Here is a 21,096-nt window from a genome sequence, read left to right on the forward strand (position 1 = left end):
AAAAAAACGCCAGCTTTGCGCTGGCGTTTGTTCGCGATGCGTGACGAAGCACGCATGGCAATCTTAGGCGTAAACAGGGAAACGAGCGCAGAGTTCCAGCACTTTCTGCTTGGTACGCTCAATCACAGCTTCGTCGTTGATGTTGTCCAGCACGTCACAAATCCAGCCGGCCAGTTCACGCACTTCCGCTTCTTTGAAGCCGCGGCGAGTGGCGGATGGCGTACCGATACGAATACCGGAGGTGACGAACGGGCTCTTAGGATCGTTCGGCACGCTGTTTTTGTTGACGGTGATGTTCGCACGGCCCAGCGCCGCATCGGCTTCTTTACCCGTGATGTCTTTGCTGACCAGGTCCAGCAGGAACAGGTGGTTTTGCGTACCGCCGGATACCACGTTGAAACCGCGGGACAGGAAGACTTCAACCATCGCCTTGGCGTTTTTCGCTACCTGCTGCTGGTAAACGGTAAACTCCGGCTCCATCGCTTCTTTCAGCGCGACCGCTTTACCCGCAATCACGTGCATCAGCGGGCCGCCCTGACCACCCGGGAATACCGCGGAGTTCAGTTTCTTATACAGATCTTCGTCACCGCCTTTCGCCAGGATCAGGCCGCCGCGCGGACCTGCCAGCGTTTTGTGCGTAGTGGTGGTGACGATGTGCGCGTGAGGCACCGGCGTAGGATAAACGCCAGCAGCGACCAGACCGGCCACGTGCGCCATATCGACGAACAGGTAAGCGCCTACGCTGTCAGCGATTTCACGCATTTTCGCCCAGTCGACTACGCCGGAATAAGCCGAGAAGCCGCCAACGATCATTTTCGGTTTGTGAGTACGCGCCAACTCGGCCATTTCGTCGTAATCAATCTTGCCGCTTTCGTCGATGCCGTAAGGAATCACTTTATACAGCTTACCGGACAGGTTAACCGGCGCGCCGTGAGTCAGGTGGCCGCCGTGAGCCAGGTTCATGCCCAGAATGGTATCGCCAGGCTGCAGCAGCGCGGTGTAGACCGCGAAGTTGGCCTGAGAACCCGAGTGCGGCTGCACGTTGGCGTAGTCCGCGCCAAACAGCGCTTTCGCACGGTCAATCGCCAGCTGTTCAACAATATCGACATATTCGCAACCGCCGTAATAGCGTTTGCCCGGGTATCCTTCCGCATACTTGTTGGTCAGCTGAGATCCCTGTGCCTGCATGACGCGTGGGCTGGTGTAGTTTTCTGAAGCAATCAGCTCAATATGTTCTTCCTGACGCACCACTTCCTGCTGCATGGCTTGCCACAGCTCGGCATCATAATCGGCAATGTTCATTTCACGCTTTAACATCCGCATCTCCTGTCCTGACTCAGCTAACGTGCATTTTTACAACGCAATATAATCGCCCCGAAAGGCACTGGCCTATAGTGTAAACCGATTCTCACCAGCGAAGATAGGCTTTGACAGAGGTTTTTGCGCAAACGATTAGCCACCGGTGGCACAAGGGTTTGTGCTTTTCTCTACCTCCCTGTGCGGAGGGACTTTTTCTCATCAGGCACCTGCATCTTTTTCATGTTGGGCTGCGATCTGACTCGCTCAACCCGCCCAATTTCCCTCTCCCAATCCATCGATATTTTTGATGGATTGGTCTGTAAGACCAATCTGATACTAAGTATTTTTTGAGGTATTTTTTGATTGGGAATAATTATTCCAAATAATGATATTGAACCCATATAAATGGGTTGCTAACTTCCTCGTATTGAACGGATTTCAACCACTAGCCCTTCATTCTCACACCAGGGAAACGTATGCGACATACGTGGGCATAATAAGGAGATAACCTCATGACTAGTCTTACACCTCGCATTGGACCCGGCCGATTTCGCCCTTTCTCTCTCTCGCTCATCGCAGCGGCGCTGATGTCCTCCAGCGCAAGCGCCGGCACTCTGCTGACGCAGGAAGCCCTGACCGCCGCACCCGACGTCGGTTGGGCATCGCAAAATGGTTTAACCACCGGCGGCTCCGCCGCAGCGGAAGAGAACATTTATAGCGTGGGAACGCTCGACGAATTTAAAACCGCGCTGGCAGCAGGCAGCGCCAGCAAAATCATTCAGATCACGGCGCCTATCGACATCAGCGGCGGCACCGCCTACACGAGCTTCGACGATCAAAAAGCACGTAGCCAGATCCTGATCCCATCTAACACGACGATCATCGGAATGGGCGACCAGGGTAAATTCACCAACGGTTCACTGATCGTCAAAGAAGTCAGCAACGTAATTTTGCGGAATATCTTCATTGAAACGCCGGTCGATGTTGAGCCGCATTATGAGTCGGGCGATGGCTGGAATGCGGAGTGGGATGCGATGAATGTTCAAACCGCCGACCACGTGTGGATCGACCATGTGACCATCAGCGATGGCAGCTTTACGGACGACCAGTACACGACCAAGGATGACGAAACCTACGTACAGCACGACGGTGTGTTAGACATTAAACGTGGCTCTGATTATGTCACCGTGTCCAATAGTCGTTTCGAACTACACGATAAGACCATCCTGATCGGACATAGCGACAGCAATACCTCGCAAGATGCGGGAAAGCTGCACGTCACTTTCTTCAACAACCTGTTTAATCGGGTACGTGAGCGCGCGCCAAGAGTGCGTTTCGGCAATGTCCATGCCTTCAATAACGTCTACATCGGCGACGTTAAGGACACGGGTTATCCTTACCTGTATAGCTTTGGCATCGGCACCAGCAGCAGCCTGTTATCTGAGGGCAACGGTTTTACCGTCAGCAACCTCAGCAATAAATGCAAAGTAGTGAAAGCCTTTAATGGCAAAATTTTCTCGGATAAAGGCTCCATGTTGAACGGCAACGAAGTTGATTTATCGACCTGCGGCTTTACGGCCTATTCAGACACCATCCCTTACAGCTATACCGTGCAACCGATGACAACCACTTTGTCTGACGACATCGCTGGCAAGGCTGGTTTCGGCAAGCTCTAAATAAGTAAAAGCGGCAATCGTACAAAGGTTATTAACCCGGGATTGCCGCTTTATTTTATTTCTATCACAAAAAAAACAAGTCAATAAGAAAAGACCAATAATCAATCATGAAAAATCACTCATTAATACCTATAAGAATTGATAGGAATAACACAAAATAAAATAATACCCTTTCATTTACCCATACAATCCGTCACAAGGTGAAATATTCATTCCATCAAAAACCCTCCAAGTAAATCCCTTTTCATTTGTTTTTATATTTTCTCTCAGAAAAACGATTTTGATCAAAAAACTAAAATCCCAGTTCTTAATAATACGGGCCGGTTACACGATAGCTTTATATCAAGCCGATGAAATGTATTTCATGAATAATTCTCATAACGAAAAAGGAACTTCTTAATGAACGCCACTCATTTATCTAAAAAGACACAATCAGGATATTCTGGATCACTTTCACGTATTTACTCCTGTGCCAAACCACTGCTGATTGCCAGTATCACTGCCGCGTTAATGACGTCCAACGCCTCGGCCGCCAGTCTGCTAAGCGCTCAAGGCCGTACTGCGGCAACCGTAGGGTGGGCGACTCAGAACGGAACAACCACGGGGGGCAAAGCCGCCACCGCCGCCAATATCTACACGGCGAAAAACATTACTGAGTTCAAAGCAGCATTAGCAGCCGCAAACACGGCGAAAATCATTCAAATCACCGGGACCATCGATATCAGCGGCGGAAAAGCCTACACCTCTTTTAACGACCAAAAGGCGCGCAGCCAGATTCTCATCCCATCGAACACCACCATTATCGGCATCGGGAATTCGGGTAAATTTACCAAGGGGTCGCTGGTCGTCAGCGGTGCCAGCAACGTGATTATTCGCAACATTTACATTGAAACACCGGTCGACGTCGCACCGCATTATGAATCTGGCGATGGCTGGAATGCGGAATGGGACTCCATTAATATCGTCACGTCTCATCACGTCTGGATCGACCATGTGACGTTTAACGACGGCAGCTTTACCGACAATAAATACACCAAGAAAAATGGCGAAACCTACGTACAGCATGACGGCACCTTGGATATTAAACGTGGCTCCGACTACGTCACCGTCTCCAACAATCGTTTTGAACAGCACGATAAAACCATCTTGATCGGTCATAGCGACAGCAATGGTTCACAGGACGCAGGCAAACTACACGTGACCTTCTACAACAACCTGTTCAGCCAGGTGCGTGAACGAGCTCCGCGTATTCGTTTCGGCAATGTTCACGCCTTCAACAATGTCTTTGTGGGCAACGTCAACGCATCGACTTATGCCTACCTCTATAGTTTCGGTATCGGCACCAGCAGTAGCCTGTTATCGGAAGGCAATGCTTTCACTATTGCCAACCTCAAGAGCAAGTGCGGCGTCGTGAAGGCATTTAACGGCAAAATTTTCACCGATAAAAATTCGATTATCAACAATGGCGCCGCTGGCTTATCCAGCTGTGGCTTCACCAACTATACCGCCAAAATCCCCTACTCCTACAAGGTACAGACCATGAACACCAGCCTGATCAAAACCGTTATGGCTGGCGCGGGTTACGGCAAAATCTAATCCAATGCAGATGCTGTCTGCGTGAATAACGCGTGACACATTATGGTCGGTCAGTGCTGTTTAAATAACGGCGTGACCGGCCAATAATAAAAATAAAATAGCACAACCGTATTGATATTTTTTAATGTAAACATTCAATCCTGAATTCATTCAGCATGAATTATTCGTCCAAATACAACCTTAAACAATTCAACAACGAAGGATGTCTTTTTTGTAATTCTACAATAATCATTTCACTCCCAACAATATCGATAGCAAGGCTATAAAAAATGACAGCAATCGATAAAAACTGTGTTCATTCCATTTTAATTTTCTGGGGTGGGCCTTGCATCACCCTTCTTTTTTATTGTAAACGGATTTCAATCGCATTCACGCTTTGTCATCACTCTCAGTATCTGATATTTCCATTGAAGATTAGCGTCTTTACATAGGGCTGCGGATACACGCGTGTTTCATTTTAATAAAATGGACCAGACAGACTGCACGACTCTGCCGCCATTCGCCCCACTATTTTTTGTGATGACGTCGCCGTTTTTTTACTGCCAGCGCTTTTTGCGCTTACGCACTATAGGGCCAATGGAACCTTTCCAGCAGAAATGTCGCGACAGCTGAGGGGGATTTACCGAGCGTCGTAACCCTGATTCAGCGAGTCATAAGAGCGTGGCATGGCTCGTCAAAACGGTCTAGCAGACATCAATAAGGCGGGCGAATGTGCGGAAAGAGATAACCAGAAACGAAGATCAGGGATAATAAAACAAGGGAGAAAAGTCAGAAAAGAGGCAGGCAAAACACAACAGCGGGCTGAATACACCTGAACCAATGCCGACAACGTATGACAACCGGCATTGATTCAGTGTGGCGTTCAGTGGTCCAAGAGCATGTAAAAAGCCCTTTAAGCCAGCGAAGACGCTTACAGCGCGGCTTCGTCCTCTTCGCCCGTACGAATACGCACGACCTGGCTGACGTCATAAACGAAAATTTTACCGTCGCCGATTTTACCGGTCTGAGCCGTCTGCATGATGGTTTCGACACAGGTATCCACGATATCGTCGGCAATAACGATTTCGATTTTGACCTTCGGCAAGAAATCCACCATGTATTCCGCACCGCGGTACAGCTCGGTATGACCTTTCTGGCGACCAAATCCTTTGACTTCAGTCACCGTCATACCGGTAATCCCTACTTCCGCCAACGCTTCACGAACGTCGTCCAGTTTGAAGGGCTTGATAATCGCATCAATTTTTTTCATCAAGAAATCCTAATCATCACTTTGTCACGGCCGTAGCCTGGCATCGTTTATGCGATGGGCCGCGCATCAACTCGCACCCGCTATCAGCACGATACTGACCCATAGTTAGTCTTTAAAATCATTGGCGTCCAGTTCATGGCGCGCCAGCAGTTTATAAAATTCAGTCCGGTTACGACCCGCCATTCGAGCCGCCTGGGTGACGTTGCCCTTGGCAATCTGCAGCAGTTTACGCAGATAGTTCAGCTCGAACTGATGGCGCGCATCCGCGAAGGTCGGCAACGCCGTATTTTCGCCTTCCAGCGCCTGTTCGACCAACGCCTCGCTAATGACCGGCGCGCTGGTCAATGCCACACATTGTTCGATCACGTTAACCAGCTGGCGCACGTTACCCGGCCAGCTCGCCGTCATCAAGCGTTTCATCGCATCCGTGGAGAAACTGCGCACAAACGGTTTATGGCGAGCCGCGGCCTCGCGCAGCAGATGGTTGACGAGTAAAGGAATATCTTCAGAACGCTCGTTCAGCGCCGGAATTTTCATATTCACAACGTTGAGGCGGTAAAACAGGTCTTCCCGAAACTCCCCTTTCTCCATCGCCTTAGGCAAGTTGCGATGGGTCGCGGAGATAATACGCACGTCGATATCCAGATCGTTGTTGCTCCCGAGCGGCCTGACTTTGCGTTCCTGCAATACGCGCAGCAGCTTAACCTGTAGCGATAACGGCATATCGCCTATCTCATCCAGAAACAGCGTTCCGCCGTCCGCCGCGCGAAACAGGCCATCACGACTGCTCACCGCCCCGGTAAACGCGCCACGGGCATGTCCGAATAGCTCAGACTCCAGCAGCGGCTCCGGCAGTGCGCCGCAGTTGATCGCCACAAAGGGTTTATCAGCTCGCGGGCTGGCCGCATGAATCGCCTGCGCCAGCACCTCTTTACCGGTCCCGCTTTGACCATTGATCAACACGCTGACGTCCGATTGCGCGACCATTTTAGCCTGCTCCAGCAGACGTAACATCAACGGGCTGCGGGTAATGATCGTCTCTCTCCAGCTATCATCCCGAGCGGGCGCCGCAACCGACAAGGCCTCATCGATGGCCTGATAAAGCGCATCGCGATCGACCGGCTTGGTCAGAAAGCTGAAAACCCCTTTTTGGGTCGCCGCCACCGCGTCCGGAATAGAGCCATGTGCGGTCAGAATGATGACCGGCATCCCCGGCTGTTGCTTCTGGATCTCAGCGAACAGCGCGAGGCCGTCCATTTCATCCATCCGTAAATCACTGATCACCAAGTCAATTTTTTCGCGCGCCAGCAAACGCAACGCCTCCTGACCGCTAGCGGCGGTGATGACGTGGAAGCCCTCGCTAGTCAAACGCATTCCCAGCAGCTTCAGCAGGCTCGGATCGTCGTCGACCAGCAGTAAGCTGGCGGATTTCCGTGTCGTCATGGATGGTTGACTCCCGTTTTCGAACTGGGCGGCACCGGTGTGCGCTCGACGTTCTGAGGTTTCCCATTCGTCTCTGACGATGAACGAGTCTGAGCGTTGCCGCGATGCTCTTCTCCGTCAGAAAAGTCTGCGGGCACCGCTTTGCGCGCCGACAGCTGACGTTCGATATCCGTCAGATTCTTCAACTTGCGCGTGGTGGTATCCAACTGCTCACGCAGCTGATTTTGCTGTTCCCGGAGATCGGCCAGCGCTTTATCGTGGTCGTCCTGCAGGCGCTGTACTCGCACTCGCTCTTCGTCCTGAAACGCAGTCAACTGCTGCTTGTCCATCCACAGTTGCAGCAGCGGAATCAGCACTGTCGGTACGTCTTCGCTCTCTTGTGCCAGTCGGGCAATGCGCTGCCGCTGTTCCGCGGGGATCGCACCGGTCCGCTCACGCAGCAGGCTTTGTTTCCAGAGCCCGGCCCAATCTGACGAAGATGGTGTCCGATTGGCCTGCATTAAGGCCTGCGACGGAGACAGTTGCGCCGCACAGTCCATCGCCCTCAGCCAATACAGGGAATTTGTCATCGCATTGCGGTTGTCTACCAGCCAGATCGTGTGGCAGTCCACGCTGCGGTAATCGGCCAACTGCTGATCGGGCTCGCGGTTGGCGTCAATGATCGTAGGCGTTCCGCCGCCCGCTTGCTGCGCGCAGCCGACTAAAAGGGGTGAAGAGAGCAGCATCGTTCGTAATACACGGCCCCATAGGGTTGAGGCTGTCACAGCATACCGACGGGGGGATAAGGAGCGGAAAAACCGTGCATTCATGCTTCATTCTCGGTGGTTAATGGCAATTCGATACGGAAACAGACGTCGGCATAGTCTACCGAGACCAGATCCAGCTCGCCGCGCATTCGTCGAATGCAGTCTTGCGCGATACTGAGCCCCAGCCCACTGCCCTTGACGGCGCCTTTGCGCTGATGCGCGCCCTGATAAAAAGGCTCAAAAATCATGCTGCGATCCGCTTCCGGTATCGGCGCTCCCGTATTGGCGACCTCAATTTGAAGGTGCGAACCGGCGCTCCGACTGCGCACCCAAATGTTACCGGATTCCTGCCCGTAGTGCACCGCATTGGAATAGAGATTATCGAGCACTCTCATCAGCAGCGTGGTTTCCGCACGGCACGCCGTCACATCCAGCTCAACATGCGTTTTCATCGCTTTACCGCGCGCCGGCAGACTGTGATCGGCGACGACGGAATCCACGATCGCCGCCAGATCCACCTGCTCAAGCTGGGTTGGCGCATCGGCGAGCTGGCGGTTGTAGTCAAGCAGCTGCTCTATCAGTTGTAATAGATGGCGACTGCTACTGTCCAGAATCGCTACGACCTGCCGCTGGTCTTCCGTCAGCGGTCCCGCGACCTCGTCCGCAAGCAGCGACGTGCCCTCTCGCAGGCTCGCCAGCGGCGTTTTAAGTTCATGTGAAATGTGCCGGAGAAACTCATGCCGCTGGGCTTCAAGCCATGAGAGACGTTCGCTTAGCCAAATGATGCGCTGTCCCAGCGAGCGAATTTCTCGCGGGCCTCGAAACGTGGGCGATGACCCTAACGGCAACCCTTCCCCCAAGCGATTAATCATTCGCTCGACGCCCTTCACCGGACCGATAATCATGCGGGTAAACAGCACCACCAGCAGCACGCTGACCAAGAACAACAACAGCGCCTGCCAGCCAAAGAACTGGCCGCGCTCCGCGATAGTCCGCTGAAGCTGCTGCCCACGGGAGAAGATCACTTCTCGCGTCACCTGTACCATCTGCGTGTTGGCCTGAGAAAAACGTTCAAGCAGCGACGCGGCTTCACTGCTCGGGGCACTGTTCTGACAATCCATTTCCGCCAGTTGCGTCAGATACTGCTGCAGGCGCTGAGGTGATTGGGGATCGGGCAGTACCGGCGCATGGACGTCCAGCATCTGCGTATATTGCCTGCGCTGATTTTGATAGAGCTGAGCCAGCGTGCGGTCGTCCAGCACACAATATTGACGATAGCTGCGTTCCAGCGCCAACGCCAAACCGGCCATCGCCTCGCTGCGACGGGCATCCGTCAGCGTGGTGCGGTTAATGATGGCGGCCTGCTCGCTGAGCGCTTTGAGACTGCCATATGCCTGATAGGCCAATACCAGCAAGGGCAGCAGCACCAGCAAGAACGCCATAATGACCAGCTGTCGCAAAGATCGGGGGAACAAACGCCATCGTTTCAAGGAGATCATCTCATTACCTGTTCATGCGCTCGCATGCTAGCCGACTGCGGCGAAAGTGCAACGTTTTCGCCAGCAACCTGCGAAGCGCTAATCAGCGATTACGGTAACCCTCGCCTCATTGCCCTAAAAACAGCATAGCGCCTCGCAGAAAGCCGCGTTGGGGTTGCCCCAAAAAGGCAAAACCCGGTCAAACACGAAGTTTGACCGGGTCTTTGAAGAGGGGGTGCCTCACTCAACGTGTCGTCCGGTGTGTGATAAAGTGCGTTTGCACGCGCAGTTATCGTAAAAGTTGGACGATAGGCACCATTTCTTGTGGCATCATTCTGGGCGTTATGAGCGAAAGCGGTAATTTTGCTTGGCCATCATAACCAGTTGAATGAGCAGCTGTATAAGCTATAGCATCTACCGTGCCACTAATCCACGGAACACCATAACTAATTGATGTTTAATTGAAATTAAATCCCATTTTTACTTTTATCCTCGGTGAGCCCCTTGCGGACAGGTCAGCATCGGCTTCCGCTCCTCCGTTTTCTGTCGCCAAAAACCGACACCACAACTCACCAAAAATAAAAACCTTAAATATCAATAAAATAAATGTCTCCATGTGGAGACAGTAAAAAACAGCATTGTCGTGACTTTGAGACAGGTCGTTCAGTTCGCGTACTTACAGAGGTTGAAACCAGCAATGCAGCAACGTCTGGCAGCATTGTTGAGAGCAACCCACACCGCCTAACGTCACCGCGATCATCGACGACTAAAAAAGCACGCGTTGTGCTGAACATTTCACCTCGCGGCAACGCTGCATCATTAGACGGTTCGCTACGACATCATGAAGCGGCGTTAGGCCCATAAAAAAACCGGACACCCAAGGTATCCGGCTCTGGGAGGCATCGCCCCCTTTTCTGTCAGCGCTTCAGCTCAGCCGAAGAACCTTATCCAAGCTGCTTACGCGCGTTGCGGAACATACGCATCCACGGGCTATCCTCGCCCCAGGAGTCGGGATGCCAGGAGTTGCTGACGGTGCGGAAGACACGCTCAGGATGCGGCATCATGATGGTGGCGCGACCACCGACGCTGGTCACCGCCGTGATCCCACGCGGCGACCCGTTCGGGTTGGCCGGATAGTTTTCCGCGACCTGACCGTAGTTGTTGACGTAACGCAGCGCCACCAGCTGTTGTTGCTCCAACGCAGCCAGCTGAGCGGCATCACGCACTTCAACCTGTCCTTCACCATGCGACACGACGATCGGCATACGCGACCCCGCCATATCTTGCATAAACAGCGATGGGCTCTGAGCGACTTCCACCAGACTAAAGCGCGCTTCGAAACGGTCTGATTTGTTGCGAACGAAACGCGGCCAGTTTTCTGCCCCCGGGATCAGTTCGCGCAGCGTGGACATCATCTGACAACCGTTGCACACGCCCAGCGCCAGCGTCTGCGGACGCGCGAAGAACGCCGAGAATTCATCGCGGACGCGGCTGTTAAAGAGAATCGACTTCGCCCACCCTTCCCCAGCGCCCAGTACGTCGCCATAGGAGAAGCCGCCGCAGGCAACCAGCGCCTGGAAGTCCTGCAAGTCGCGTCGCGCCGCCAGCAGATCGCTCATGTGTACGTCGATAGCCTCAAACCCGGCCCGATCGAACGCCGCCGCCATTTCCACATGCGAGTTGACGCCCTGCTCACGCAGCACGGCCACTTTCGGACGCACCTGCGTATTGATGAACGGCGCGGTGATGTCCTCCTGCGGATCGAAGCTCAGCGAAACGTTCAGACCCGGATCGCTGTTGTCTTCTTTCGCCAGATGCTCTTCATCGGCGCACTGCGGGTTATCGCGCAAACGCTGCATCTGCCAGGTCGTTTCCGCCCACCAGCTGCGCAGCGTGGAGCGTTTCTCACGATAAATCACTTCCTCGCCCAGGGAGATGACGAACTGGTTGCTGGCTTCCGCGCGGCCCAGATAGTGCACGCACTCCGCCAGGCCGAATTCGGCCAATACCTGTCCCACTTCCGCGCGTCGGTCGGCTTCAACCTGAATAACCGCACCTAATTCTTCGTTAAACAGAATAGCCAGACCGTCTTCGCCCATACTGCTGATATCGGCTGACAGGCCGCAGTGACCGGCAAAGGCCATTTCCGCCAGCGTCACCAGCAGGCCGCCGTCAGAACGGTCGTGGTAAGCCAGCAGCGCTTTGTCGGCGACCAGTTTCTGCATGGCGTTAAAGAATCCGGCTAGCTGTTCCGGACTGCGTACGTCGGCCGTTTTACGACCCAACTGACGATATACCTGCGCCAGCGCCGTCGCGCCCAGCGCATGATGACCGACGCCGAGATCGATCAGCAGCAGGGCGTTGTCTTTATCGGTGCGCAACTGCGGCGTGACGGTATTGCGCACGTCTTCGACGCGGCCAAACGCGGTGATCACCAGCGACAGCGGCGACGTGACGGCGTGGTCCTCGCCGTTTTCCTGCCAGCGGGTTTTCATGGACATCGAATCTTTACCCACGGGAATGGTCAGCCCCAACGCCGGACACAATTCTTCGCCGACGGCTTTAACGGCGTCATACAGACCCGCGTCCTCGCCCGGATGCCCGGCGGCGGACATCCAGTTGGCGGACAGCTTGATACGTTTCAGATCGCCGATATGCGTCGCAGCGATGTTAGTGAGCGCTTCCCCTACCGCCAGGCGGGCCGAGGCGGCGAAGTTACGCAGCGCCACCGGCGCACGCTCCCCGAGGGACATCGCTTCGCCGTAATAGCTATCCAGACTTGCCGTTGTTACCGCGCAGTCTGCGACCGGCACCTGCCACGGCCCCACCATCTGATCCCGTGCGACCATACCGGTTACGCTACGGTCACCGATGGTGATCAGGAAAGTTTTTTCAGCGACAGCCGGTAAATGGAGTACGCGCTCGATGGCGTCGGCCAGATAGATATTGTCGAAGTTGAGCGGCTTGCCTTCGTTGTGCAAACGAGTCACGTCACGCTGCATTTTCGGCGCTTTACCCAGCAGCACTTCCAGCGGCATGTCGATCGGCTGGTTGTCGAAGTGGCGATCGTTCAGCGTCAGATGCTGTTCTTCCGTCGCCTCGCCGATCACGGCGTAAGGCGCGCGCTCACGACGACAGATGGCGTCGAAGGTCGCCAACTGTTCCGGCGCGACTGCCAGCACATAGCGCTCCTGAGACTCGTTGCACCACACTTCCAGCGGGCTCATGCCCGGCTCGTCGTTCAGAATGTCGCGCAGCTCGAAACGACCGCCGCGGCCGCCATCGCTCACCAGCTCCGGCATGGCGTTGGACAGGCCGCCCGCGCCCACATCATGAATGAACAGGATCGGGTTTTTGTCACCGAGCTGCCAGCAGACGTCGATCACTTCCTGACAGCGACGTTCCATTTCCGGGTTGTCGCGCTGCACCGAGGCAAAGTCCAGATCGGCATCGGACTGGCCGGAGGTCATGGAAGACGCCGCGCCGCCGCCCAGACCGATATTCATCGACGGTCCGCCCAGCACGATCAGCTTCGCGCCGATGGAGATCTCGCCTTTCTGCACGTGATCCGCACGGATGTTGCCGATCCCGCCCGCCAGCATGATGGGTTTATGGTAACCGCGGACTTCCGTTCCATTGTGGCTGTCGACCGACTCTTCATAAGTACGGAAGTACCCCGTCAGGGCCGGACGGCCGAATTCGTTGTTAAACGCCGCGCCGCCCAGCGGGCCTTCCAGCATGATGTCCAGCGCGTTGACGATGCGATCCGGCTTGCCGAAGTCCTGTTCCCACGGCTGAATGAAGTCGGGAATGCGCAGGTTCGAAACGGAAAAACCCACAAGTCCGGCTTTCGGCTTGGCGCCGCGCCCGGTCGCGCCTTCGTCACGAATTTCACCGCCGGAGCCGGTCGCGGCGCCCGGCCACGGCGAGATGGCGGTGGGATGGTTATGGGTTTCCACTTTCATCAGGATATGGGCGTCTTCCTGATGATATTCATAGCGCCCCTGCGGATTCGGGAAGAAGCGTCCTACGGCGGAGCCTGTCATGACGGCAGCGTTATCTTTATAGGCGGACAGCACAAAATCCGGCGTCTGTTCGTAGGTATTTTTAATCATTTTGAACAGGGATTTGGGCTGTTTGACGCCGTCGATAACCCAGTCAGCGTTGAAGATTTTGTGCCGGCAGTGTTCCGAGTTGGCCTGCGCGAACATGTAGAGTTCGATATCGGTCGGATTACGGTTCAGGCGGGTAAAGGCGTCGATCAGATAGTCGATTTCGTCTTCCGCCAGCGCCAGGCCGAGACGAAGGTTGGCGGCTTCGAGCGCCTGACGCCCTTCCGCCATCATATCCACCCGCTGCAGCGGCGCAGGCTCATGCTGAACAAACAAACGCTCCGCCTGCTGGAGTTCGCTGAACACCGTCTCCATCATCCGGTCGTGAAGCTGTTCGCTCAGCGACTGCCACTGCGCTTCATTCAGCGTCGGCGCATAGATATAGAAGGCCAGCCCACGCTCCAAGCGACGAACGGTATTCAGACCGCAATTGTGTGCGATGTCCGTAGCTTTGGACGACCAGGGAGAAATGGTGCCGGGACGAGGCGTGACCAGCACGAGGCGGCCCGCAGGATCATGTTCGGGGAGTGAGGGGCCATATTTCAGCAGGCGGGCCAGCTGCGTTTTTTCATCGGGGGTTAACGGGGCGGTCACGTCGGCGAAGTGCACATATTCGGCATAAATATCGCTGACAGGCAGGAGATTGTCTTTGCAGCGCGCCAATAGTTTGTTGATACGAAAAGCCGATAAAGCCGGGGAACCACGCAGTATTTCCATCATTTCACATTCTCTCGTCTTCGATGCACCGATAGCGGGGCACCATGGCGCTACAGGAGGGGGAACGCGGCACATTATAGAGAATACCGACGCGTGACGAAACCGTTTGCGCGGCAATAGTCGAACATCTTTGATGATAGGCGACCGATTCGTTGTCGGGGCAATAAAAGTTGCACCCTGGCGGTTTGTTACGCAAAATGCCCCGACTCTGGGACACTCAGTATAAGAAACTGCCTAATAGACAGACAGGCCTACAGGCCACCGAGAGACATCAAATTACTTGAAGCGTTTAACGATAAATTATTTTTTCATCGGGGTGATTGCACTGTTATTGGCATTGGCGCTGTGGCCCAATATTCCCTGGCGCAGCAGCCAGGACGACCAACTCAGGCAAATCCTTTCACGTGGTGAGCTACGTGTCAGTACGGTTGTTTCTCCACTGACCTACTCCCTACACCGGGGCTCCCCGTCAGGGCTCGATTATGAACTGGCTAAACGATTCGCCGATTACCTCGGCGTCAAGCTGGTCGTTTCCACACGTCAGAACATTGATGAATTATTCACCGATCTCGACAACGGAGACGCCGATATGCTGGCGGCGGGCCTCATCTACAGCGATGACCGGACGCAGTCGTTCCGTGCTGGCCCCACCTATTATTCCGTCTCGCAACAGCTGGTGTACCGGCTGGGGTCGCCCCGCCCCACGTCGCTTGGCAAGCTCAAAGGCCGGCTGGCGGTGTTGTCCGGCTCCGCCCAAATTTCCACGTTGCGCGAGCAGCAGTCCACGCAGTATCCCAACCTGACCTGGGAAACCAGCACCAATATCTCCGAGCTGGATCTGCTTAAACAGGTGGTCGACGGCAGGCTGGATTACACGATTGCGGACTCCATCAGCGTCGGGTTACTGCAACGCATCTATCCGCAGCTGGCCGTCGCGTTCGATCTTAGCGATGAAGAGCCGGTGAACTGGTATATGCGTCAGACCCACGACGACAGTCTATCCGCCGCCATGCTGGACTTCTTCAGCCGGATCGGCGAAGACGGCTCGCTGGCGCGTCTGGAAGAAAAATATCTGGGTCACGTCGGCGAGTTCGACTACGTGGACACCACCACGTTTCTGAATGCGATCGACAACACGCTGCCGGGGCTGCGCTCGCTGTTCGAACGCTATGCCACGGAAATGGACTGGAAGCTGCTGGCCGCGATCTCATATCAGGAATCGCACTGGAATCCCTTGGCGACGTCGCCGACCGGCGTGCGCGGTCTGATGATGTTAACGAGGAATACGGCGGAAAGTCTGGCGGTGGTCGACCGGCTGAATCCAGAAGAAAGTATTCGCGGCGGCGCAAAGTATCTGTCGTTGATGATGCAGCGTATGCCGAACACGATCCCGGACGACGAGAAAATTTGGTTCGCGCTGGCGGCCTACAATATGGGTTACGCCCATCTGATGGATGCGCGCAAGCTGACGGAGAAGCAAAAAGGTAATCCCGACAGCTGGGCGGACGTCAAAATACGCCTGCCGATGCTCAGCCAAAAACGCTATTACCAGCAGACCGCCAACGGCTACGCGAGAGGTCACGAAGCCTACAACTACGTGGAAAACATCCGTCGCTATATGATCAGCCTGGTCGGCTACCTGACGGAAAAAGAGAACAAAGCGCAGCATATCAAGCAGGCGGGTGAAGGCTATCCCGCAGTCTCACCGGCGCTGGCGCAGTCCGGATTGCATCCCTCAGGAAAGTGATTCCCTTTTGGCCGCCGCCCGGCGCGCCTTTTGCTCTTTCCGCCGCATGCGGAAAAAGTCGCTCAGCTGCGTTGAACACGCCTCCGCCAGCACGCCCGACGTGATTTCAATCTGATGATTCATGCCCGGATGACGCAGAATATCCACCAGCGACCCGGCCGCGCCCGTCTTGGCATCGGCGGCGCCGTAAACCAAACGCCCGATGCGGCTGTGAACCATCGCCCCCGCGCACATCACACAGGGTTCGAGCGTGATGTACAGCGTACTGTTGAGCAGACGGTAGTTTTGCACCACCATACCGCCTTGCCGCAGCGCCATAATCTCGGCATGCGCGGTGGGATCGTGCTGACCGATAGAACGGTTCCAGCCTTCGCCAATCACCTGGTTGTCCAGCACCAGCACCGCGCCGACGGGAACCTCGCCTTCGTCCCAGGCTCGTTGCGCCAGCGTCAGCGCGTGCTGCATCCAAAACTCATCATCATTTACGCTGTTCATCGTGCCTCTTTTACCCGTCAATCCTCGTCAGCGGCGGGCATTATACACGGCGCACCGCGCAGTGGAATTACTCCAGCTGTTGCAGGCTGCCTTGCGGAGTGACGCGCCAGCGATGCTCGCAGAAATAGAGCAGCGGGTTATCCTGTTTGCTGTCGCTATAACCGCTGTAAAGCTTCAGCGGAGCGCCCAGCTGGCGTTCCATCTGCACCACTTTTTCCCGCCCCAGACAGCGTAGCGTGAGCACCCAGCCGCCATAACGCCGGGAAATTTGGCTGCCCATCAGACGTACGCCCGGCAGAAAGGGAGCATCGCGATAGACGGCTTCCACCAACCGCTGCGGAGAGCCGGTAACCAGCCACACCTGAGCATCGCTGGCGCTCAGATAAGTGGTCAGCCGCTGCTGCACCTGAGGAAACGGCGTCACCTGCTGACGAAAACTGTCCACGAACGCTTTTTCCAGCTGTTCAAGCTTCGCCTCGCCGCGGCCTACCGTGATGGCCCACAGCAGGCAGCTCATCGGCCAGCGAGCCGCCCTGCCTCCGCACAGCAACGAGAGCATCACCACGGGCAGTACGGGGATGACCACCAGCAGATTCAACGGCAAACGCCGGATCAAATAACGCAGAAAACTGCCGAACATATCCTGCTGATGCAGTGTGCCGTCCAAATCGAAAAATACGACGCGCAACGTTTGCTTATCGTTCAAAACGGGCTCCTTAAAGATGACGGGAGCGTCCCCGCCTCGTTTTGCGGTAATAAAGGGTGAAAAGCGAATGGCGCTATTCCTGTATGGCGTCGCGCAGGTATCCCTGATGACGCGCCAGCTTTTCCTGCGCCAGAGCGGCGCCGCAGCCGGTCAGGAGCATAACGATGGCCGGTTTGACCTCAAACCCCGTCTGTTCCAGCGCCTGCCGCGCGACGTCGCGCTCTACGCCGGAGGCTTCCACCACGATACGACAGGCGCGATCGACCAGCTTGGCGTTGGTCGCCTTCACATCCACCATCAAATTTTGGTACACCTTGCCCAACCTGACCATCGCCCCGGTGGAAATCATATTCAAGACTAGCTTCTGGGCGGTGCCGGACTTCAGTCGCGTCGAACCGGTCAGCACTTCCGGTCCGACGACCGGGGAGATGGCGATCTCCGCCAGTCGGGCGATCGGCGACGCGGGGTTACAGGAAATCGCCGCGGTATGGCAGCCGATGCGGTGCGCATACTCTAGCCCGCCAATGACATAGGGCGTTCTGCCGGATGCCGCCAGTCCAATCACCATATCCTGCGCAGTCAGCGCCAGCGCCGCCAGATCCGCCTCCCCGCCCGCGGGGTCATCTTCCGCCCCTTCCACCGCCTTCAGCAAGGCGCTGGGACCGCCCGCGATCAGCCCGATCACCCGGCCGTGTGCGATGCCGAACGTGGGGGGACATTCAGAGGCGTCCAGCACGCCCAAACGACCGCTGGTGCCCGCGCCTAAATAGATCAGTCGCCCGCCCGCCTTCATACACGCGGCGGTGACATCCACAGCCTGCGCAATCGCCGGCAGCACCAGCCGGATCGCTTCCGGCACCCGTCGGTCCTCTTCATTGATGAGAGCCAGCATGTCCAGCGTCGCCATACGATCTAAATCCATCGTCGCCGGGTGACGGCTCTCTGAGACTAATGCCCCTAAATCCATACACTTCCTCGTTTGTGAACGCGAAGCTGATACGTGTCAGCTTCGTGATAAATCAGTCGTACCTGCTATCGTTATGACATGGCACTTTTCAGCCGTTCAAAGTAAGCTATGCGGCAGCGGTCTACAATGCCTGATTGTTCAGGCGTCGAATTCAGACCACGGAGTCCGGACTCACCGGTGGGTAACAGAGACGTCACGTTGAAATTTCATGCGCAGCGCCAGTCATTAGTTCATGTTCTATTACACCTCTTCATCGGCAGCCTGCTGCTGGTGGCGGGTACGCTATATGCGGACTGGAATTTCTCCGCCATCAACTCAATCACCGATCAGCGATATGGTCAGGCCACGCCGGAAGCACGCCAGCGGATAGCCGCCTGGCAAGCGTTGATGCAGGCGCAGCAAACGACCACAGAAAGTCAGAAGCTGGAGTCGGTCAATCGCTTTTTCAATGACAGGATAGCTTACCGGGAAGATATCGACGTCTGGCAGCAGGAAGATTACTGGGCTACGCCGATAGAGATGTTACGAAAGGGGATGGGCGACTGCGAAGACTATGCGATCGCCAAATATCTGACGCTGGTCCACCTTGGCGTCGAGCGTGAAAAACTGCGTATTACCTACGTTAAAGCGCTGAGCCTAAACCGTGCGCATATGGTGCTCAGCTATTACCCTTCACCGAACGCCATCCCGCTGATCCTGGATAGTTTGATCACCGAGATCCGACCCGCCACCCAGCGTAACGATTTGCTGCCGGTCTATTCCTTTAACGGCGACGGACTCTGGCTGCCTGGCACGGGCGGCAACCGACGCGCCGGCGACAGCAAACGTCTGTCTCGCTGGCAGGACTTATTAATTAAAATGCGCGCAGAAGGATTTTCTCTTGATGAGTAGGATGGGGCTATGTCGCTATTTAAACAATTACTGATAGCCATCTGTTTGTTTATGCTGTTCATTTTCAGCGGTAGTTTTATCGCCAATCTGGAAAGTTCACGCGATCAATATAACAATCAGTTGCACTCGCACGCTCAGGACGCCGCCACGGCTTTGGGCGTCGCGCTCACGCCGAATATCGACGATCCGGCGATGGTGGAACTGCTGGTCAGTTCTATTTTCGATAGCGGCTATTTCTCCAGCATCCGCGTCATCGATCTGGAAACCCAGAAGGTGACGATGGAGCGCGTCACTTCGCCGGAAGTATCGAGCGTTCCCGCCTGGTTTGTCCGACTGGTGGATTTACAGCCCGGTAATGGACAGGCCATCGTGATGCGCGGCTGGGAACAGGCGGCGCGGGTCGAGGTGGTCAGTCACCCGATGTTCGCCATTGCCAGGCTGTGGCAAGGCACCTCCGCCTCGCTGCTCTGGCTGCTGTCGTGCGGCGGCATCGGGCTCGTGCTTGGCGCTTTGTTCCTGCGCCGACAGCTGCGCGCGCTGGATGACATGGTCGTACAGTCGCTCGCCATTTGCCGTCGCGAGTTCCTGAGCATTCCCAAACTGCCCAAAACGCCGGAGCTGCGCCGGGTCGTTCAAGCCATGAACCTGATGGTCACCAAATTACAGTCCTTGTTCGAAGAGGAAGCCCAGCGAAGCGAGCGCTTACGTAAGGAAGCCTATCAGGATCCGCAAACCGGACTGGCCAACCGCCGCGCGATGGATATCCAGCTGGAAACCCGCCTGAGCGATGAAGAGGCCTCCACCGGCTACCTGATTATGCTGCGGTTGCAGGATCTGGCAGGCATGAATCAGCGCCTGGGCGCAGCCAAAACGGATGCCTTGCTGGCCTCTGTCGCGCACAATATCCTGAAGTGCAGAAAACGTTATGTCGAAGCCGACAGCCTCGCCGCACGTATTCGCGGCGGAGAGTTCGCCATTTTCTGTCCCGGTCTGGTACAGAAAGAGGCGCAGGCGCTGGCCGACGAACTGTCGAACCGGATTGAGGCGCTGTTTCTGACCGGCGAGACGGACGTGTCTCCCGTCGCCCGCTTGGCGTTGGTGTCATTCCAGCACGGGGACTCACCGGCCTCGTTGTTCATCCGCGGCGATCGCCTGCTGATGAAGGCGGAACGCAATTCGGACATCCATGCCGAAGAAGAGGAAAACGGTCAGGAGTCCCAATGGGTGGCAGACCGCCATTACTGGTTTACCCTGCTGGATCCGTTGCTGGCGCAAGAGAATGTCCAGCTGTTCCTGCAGCCGGTCATGGACTGCGCACAAAAGGGTCAGATTCTTCATCACAAGGTGCTGGCGCGCATCCTCGATCAGGAAGGCAACACTATCAATGCAGGGCAATTCTTGCCGTGGATCCAACGCTTTGGATGGAACACGCGTCTTGATCAGGTCATGATGAAACACGCCCTCGCCTACCTGCAACGCTACGACGGTACGCTGGCTTTGAGCCTGTCCGGCAGCACGGTATTAGACCTGCAGCTGATGGCCGAATGGCTGGCGCCGCTGAAAGCGTATCCGCAGCGGGCCTCGCGCTTGATTCTGGAACTGGACGAAAACCAGCTGCCCGATGCACAGCAGCTCGATCTGTTGGTGAAACTGCTCAACGAATTCGGCTGTAAACTGGGACTGCAACACTTCGGCGGCCGCTTTACCATCATCGGTAATCTGTCGAAATGGGGCCTCGCCTATCTGAAAATCGACGGCAGCTATATTCGCGGTATCGATCAGGCGGAAGACAAGAAAGTGTTTATCACCGCGCTGCAACGTGCGATGAATAGCATTGATTTGCCGCTGATTGCGGAGCGAGTAGAAACGGAAGGCGAACTGGAGGAACTGCGTGCGCTGGGTATCAGAGGCGCGATGGGCCGACTGTTGGGAGAACCTTTCCCGGTGATCTTTTCCTAAGTCTACGCCACTGAC

At 55.5% G+C, this 21,096-nt stretch carries 14 protein-coding genes; 5 read left to right on the forward strand and 9 right to left on the reverse strand.

What is annotated here, in order from left to right:
- Positions 1-63: 63 nt before the first annotated feature.
- Positions 64-1,317, reverse strand: coding sequence for a serine hydroxymethyltransferase (gene glyA / locus CKQ53_RS17910; RefSeq protein ID WP_094118764.1), 1,254 nt, complete (start codon positions 1,315-1,317; stop codon positions 64-66).
- 494 nt (positions 1,318-1,811) lie between these two features.
- On the opposite strand from glyA, the gene CKQ53_RS17920 reads away from it, so the two are divergent.
- Positions 1,812-2,975, forward strand: a complete 1,164-nt coding sequence (locus tag CKQ53_RS17920) for a polysaccharide lyase (protein WP_085652723.1) — start codon at positions 1,812-1,814, stop codon at positions 2,973-2,975.
- Between the two features lie 399 nt (positions 2,976-3,374).
- Entirely contained in the window at positions 3,375-4,571 is a 1,197-nt protein-coding gene (locus CKQ53_RS17925) for a pectate lyase family protein (protein WP_094118763.1), read from the forward strand.
- A gap of 910 nt (positions 4,572-5,481) precedes the next feature.
- On the opposite strand, the gene glnB is transcribed toward CKQ53_RS17925, so the two are convergent.
- From glnB to purL, 5 genes are all read right to left on the reverse strand, one after another.
- Positions 5,482-5,820, reverse strand: coding sequence for a nitrogen regulatory protein P-II (glnB, locus tag CKQ53_RS17930; protein WP_085652721.1), 339 nt, complete (start codon positions 5,818-5,820; stop codon positions 5,482-5,484).
- A gap of 105 nt (positions 5,821-5,925) precedes the next feature.
- Positions 5,926-7,263 carry a two-component system response regulator GlrR gene (gene glrR / locus CKQ53_RS17935; RefSeq protein WP_118895263.1) on the reverse strand — a complete coding sequence of 446 codons (1,338 nt, stop codon included), beginning with the start codon at positions 7,261-7,263 and terminating at the stop codon, positions 5,926-5,928.
- Entirely contained in the window at positions 7,260-8,027 is a 768-nt protein-coding gene (locus CKQ53_RS17940) for a two-component system QseEF-associated lipoprotein QseG (protein WP_162896381.1), read from the reverse strand. Before CKQ53_RS17940 ends, glrR begins: the two co-directional genes overlap by 4 nt.
- 41 nt (positions 8,028-8,068) lie before the next feature.
- Positions 8,069-9,508 carry a sensor histidine kinase gene (locus CKQ53_RS17945; RefSeq protein ID WP_094118761.1) on the reverse strand — a complete coding sequence of 480 codons (1,440 nt, stop codon included), beginning with the start codon at positions 9,506-9,508 and terminating at the stop codon, positions 8,069-8,071.
- 923 nt (positions 9,509-10,431) lie between these two features.
- A complete protein-coding gene (gene purL / locus CKQ53_RS17950) occupies positions 10,432-14,316 on the reverse strand; it encodes a phosphoribosylformylglycinamidine synthase (RefSeq protein ID WP_118895327.1) in 3,885 nt (1,294 codons plus the stop codon).
- A 280-nt stretch (positions 14,317-14,596) separates the two neighbouring features.
- On the opposite strand from purL, the gene mltF reads away from it, so the two are divergent.
- Entirely contained in the window at positions 14,597-16,063 is a 1,467-nt protein-coding gene (gene mltF, locus CKQ53_RS17955) for a membrane-bound lytic murein transglycosylase MltF (protein WP_085652717.1), read from the forward strand.
- On the opposite strand, the gene tadA is transcribed toward mltF, so the two are convergent.
- From tadA to murQ, 3 genes are all read right to left on the reverse strand, one after another.
- Complete coding sequence (tadA, locus tag CKQ53_RS17960; RefSeq protein WP_094118760.1) at positions 16,052-16,558, reverse strand: tRNA adenosine(34) deaminase TadA; 507 nt, start codon at positions 16,556-16,558, stop codon at positions 16,052-16,054. The genes mltF and tadA overlap by 12 nt on opposite strands.
- A gap of 67 nt (positions 16,559-16,625) precedes the next feature.
- Positions 16,626-17,198 carry a phosphatidylglycerophosphatase C gene (gene yfhb, locus CKQ53_RS17965; protein ID WP_420844244.1) on the reverse strand — a complete coding sequence of 191 codons (573 nt, stop codon included), beginning with the start codon at positions 17,196-17,198 and terminating at the stop codon, positions 16,626-16,628.
- 139 nt (positions 17,199-17,337) lie between these two features.
- Positions 17,338-18,231: an N-acetylmuramic acid 6-phosphate etherase gene (gene murQ, locus CKQ53_RS17970; RefSeq protein WP_085652714.1), complete on the reverse strand. Its 894-nt coding sequence runs from the start codon at positions 18,229-18,231 to the stop codon at positions 17,338-17,340.
- Between the two features lie 252 nt (positions 18,232-18,483).
- On the opposite strand from murQ, the gene lapG reads away from it, so the two are divergent.
- Together lapG and lapD are read left to right on the forward strand one after the other, a co-directional pair.
- Positions 18,484-19,122, forward strand: a complete 639-nt coding sequence (lapG, locus tag CKQ53_RS17975) for a cysteine protease LapG (RefSeq protein WP_244201063.1) — start codon at positions 18,484-18,486, stop codon at positions 19,120-19,122.
- Between the two features lie 9 nt (positions 19,123-19,131).
- Positions 19,132-21,081: a cyclic di-GMP receptor LapD gene (gene lapD, locus CKQ53_RS17980; protein ID WP_085652712.1), complete on the forward strand. Its 1,950-nt coding sequence runs from the start codon at positions 19,132-19,134 to the stop codon at positions 21,079-21,081.
- The last annotated feature ends 15 nt before the right edge of the window (positions 21,082-21,096 follow it).

The sequence above is a fragment of the Lonsdalea britannica genome (assembly GCF_003515985.1).
GTDB lineage: Bacteria > Pseudomonadota > Gammaproteobacteria > Enterobacterales > Enterobacteriaceae > Lonsdalea > Lonsdalea britannica.

What these genes read in the sequence shown, in the direction of transcription:
- glyA (WP_094118764.1), bottom strand. Translation starts at nt 1,317, where the DNA reads ATGTTAAAGCGTGAAATGAACATTGCCGATTATGATGCCGAGCTGTGG.
- CKQ53_RS17920 (WP_085652723.1), top strand. Translation starts at nt 1,812, where the DNA reads ATGACTAGTCTTACACCTCGCATTGGACCCGGCCGATTTCGCCCTTTC.
- CKQ53_RS17925 (WP_094118763.1), top strand. Translation starts at nt 3,375, where the DNA reads ATGAACGCCACTCATTTATCTAAAAAGACACAATCAGGATATTCTGGA.
- glnB (WP_085652721.1), bottom strand. Translation starts at nt 5,820, where the DNA reads ATGAAAAAAATTGATGCGATTATCAAGCCCTTCAAACTGGACGACGTT.
- glrR (WP_118895263.1), bottom strand. Translation starts at nt 7,263, where the DNA reads ATGACGACACGGAAATCCGCCAGCTTACTGCTGGTCGACGACGATCCG.
- CKQ53_RS17945 (WP_094118761.1), bottom strand. Translation starts at nt 9,508, where the DNA reads ATGATCTCCTTGAAACGATGGCGTTTGTTCCCCCGATCTTTGCGACAG.
- purL (WP_118895327.1), bottom strand. Translation starts at nt 14,316, where the DNA reads ATGGAAATACTGCGTGGTTCCCCGGCTTTATCGGCTTTTCGTATCAAC.
- tadA (WP_094118760.1), bottom strand. Translation starts at nt 16,558, where the DNA reads ATGAACAGCGTAAATGATGATGAGTTTTGGATGCAGCACGCGCTGACG.
- yfhb (WP_420844244.1), bottom strand. Translation starts at nt 17,198, where the DNA reads ATGTTCGGCAGTTTTCTGCGTTATTTGATCCGGCGTTTGCCGTTGAAT.
- murQ (WP_085652714.1), bottom strand. Translation starts at nt 18,231, where the DNA reads ATGGATTTAGGGGCATTAGTCTCAGAGAGCCGTCACCCGGCGACGATG.
- lapD (WP_085652712.1), top strand. Translation starts at nt 19,132, where the DNA reads ATGTCGCTATTTAAACAATTACTGATAGCCATCTGTTTGTTTATGCTG.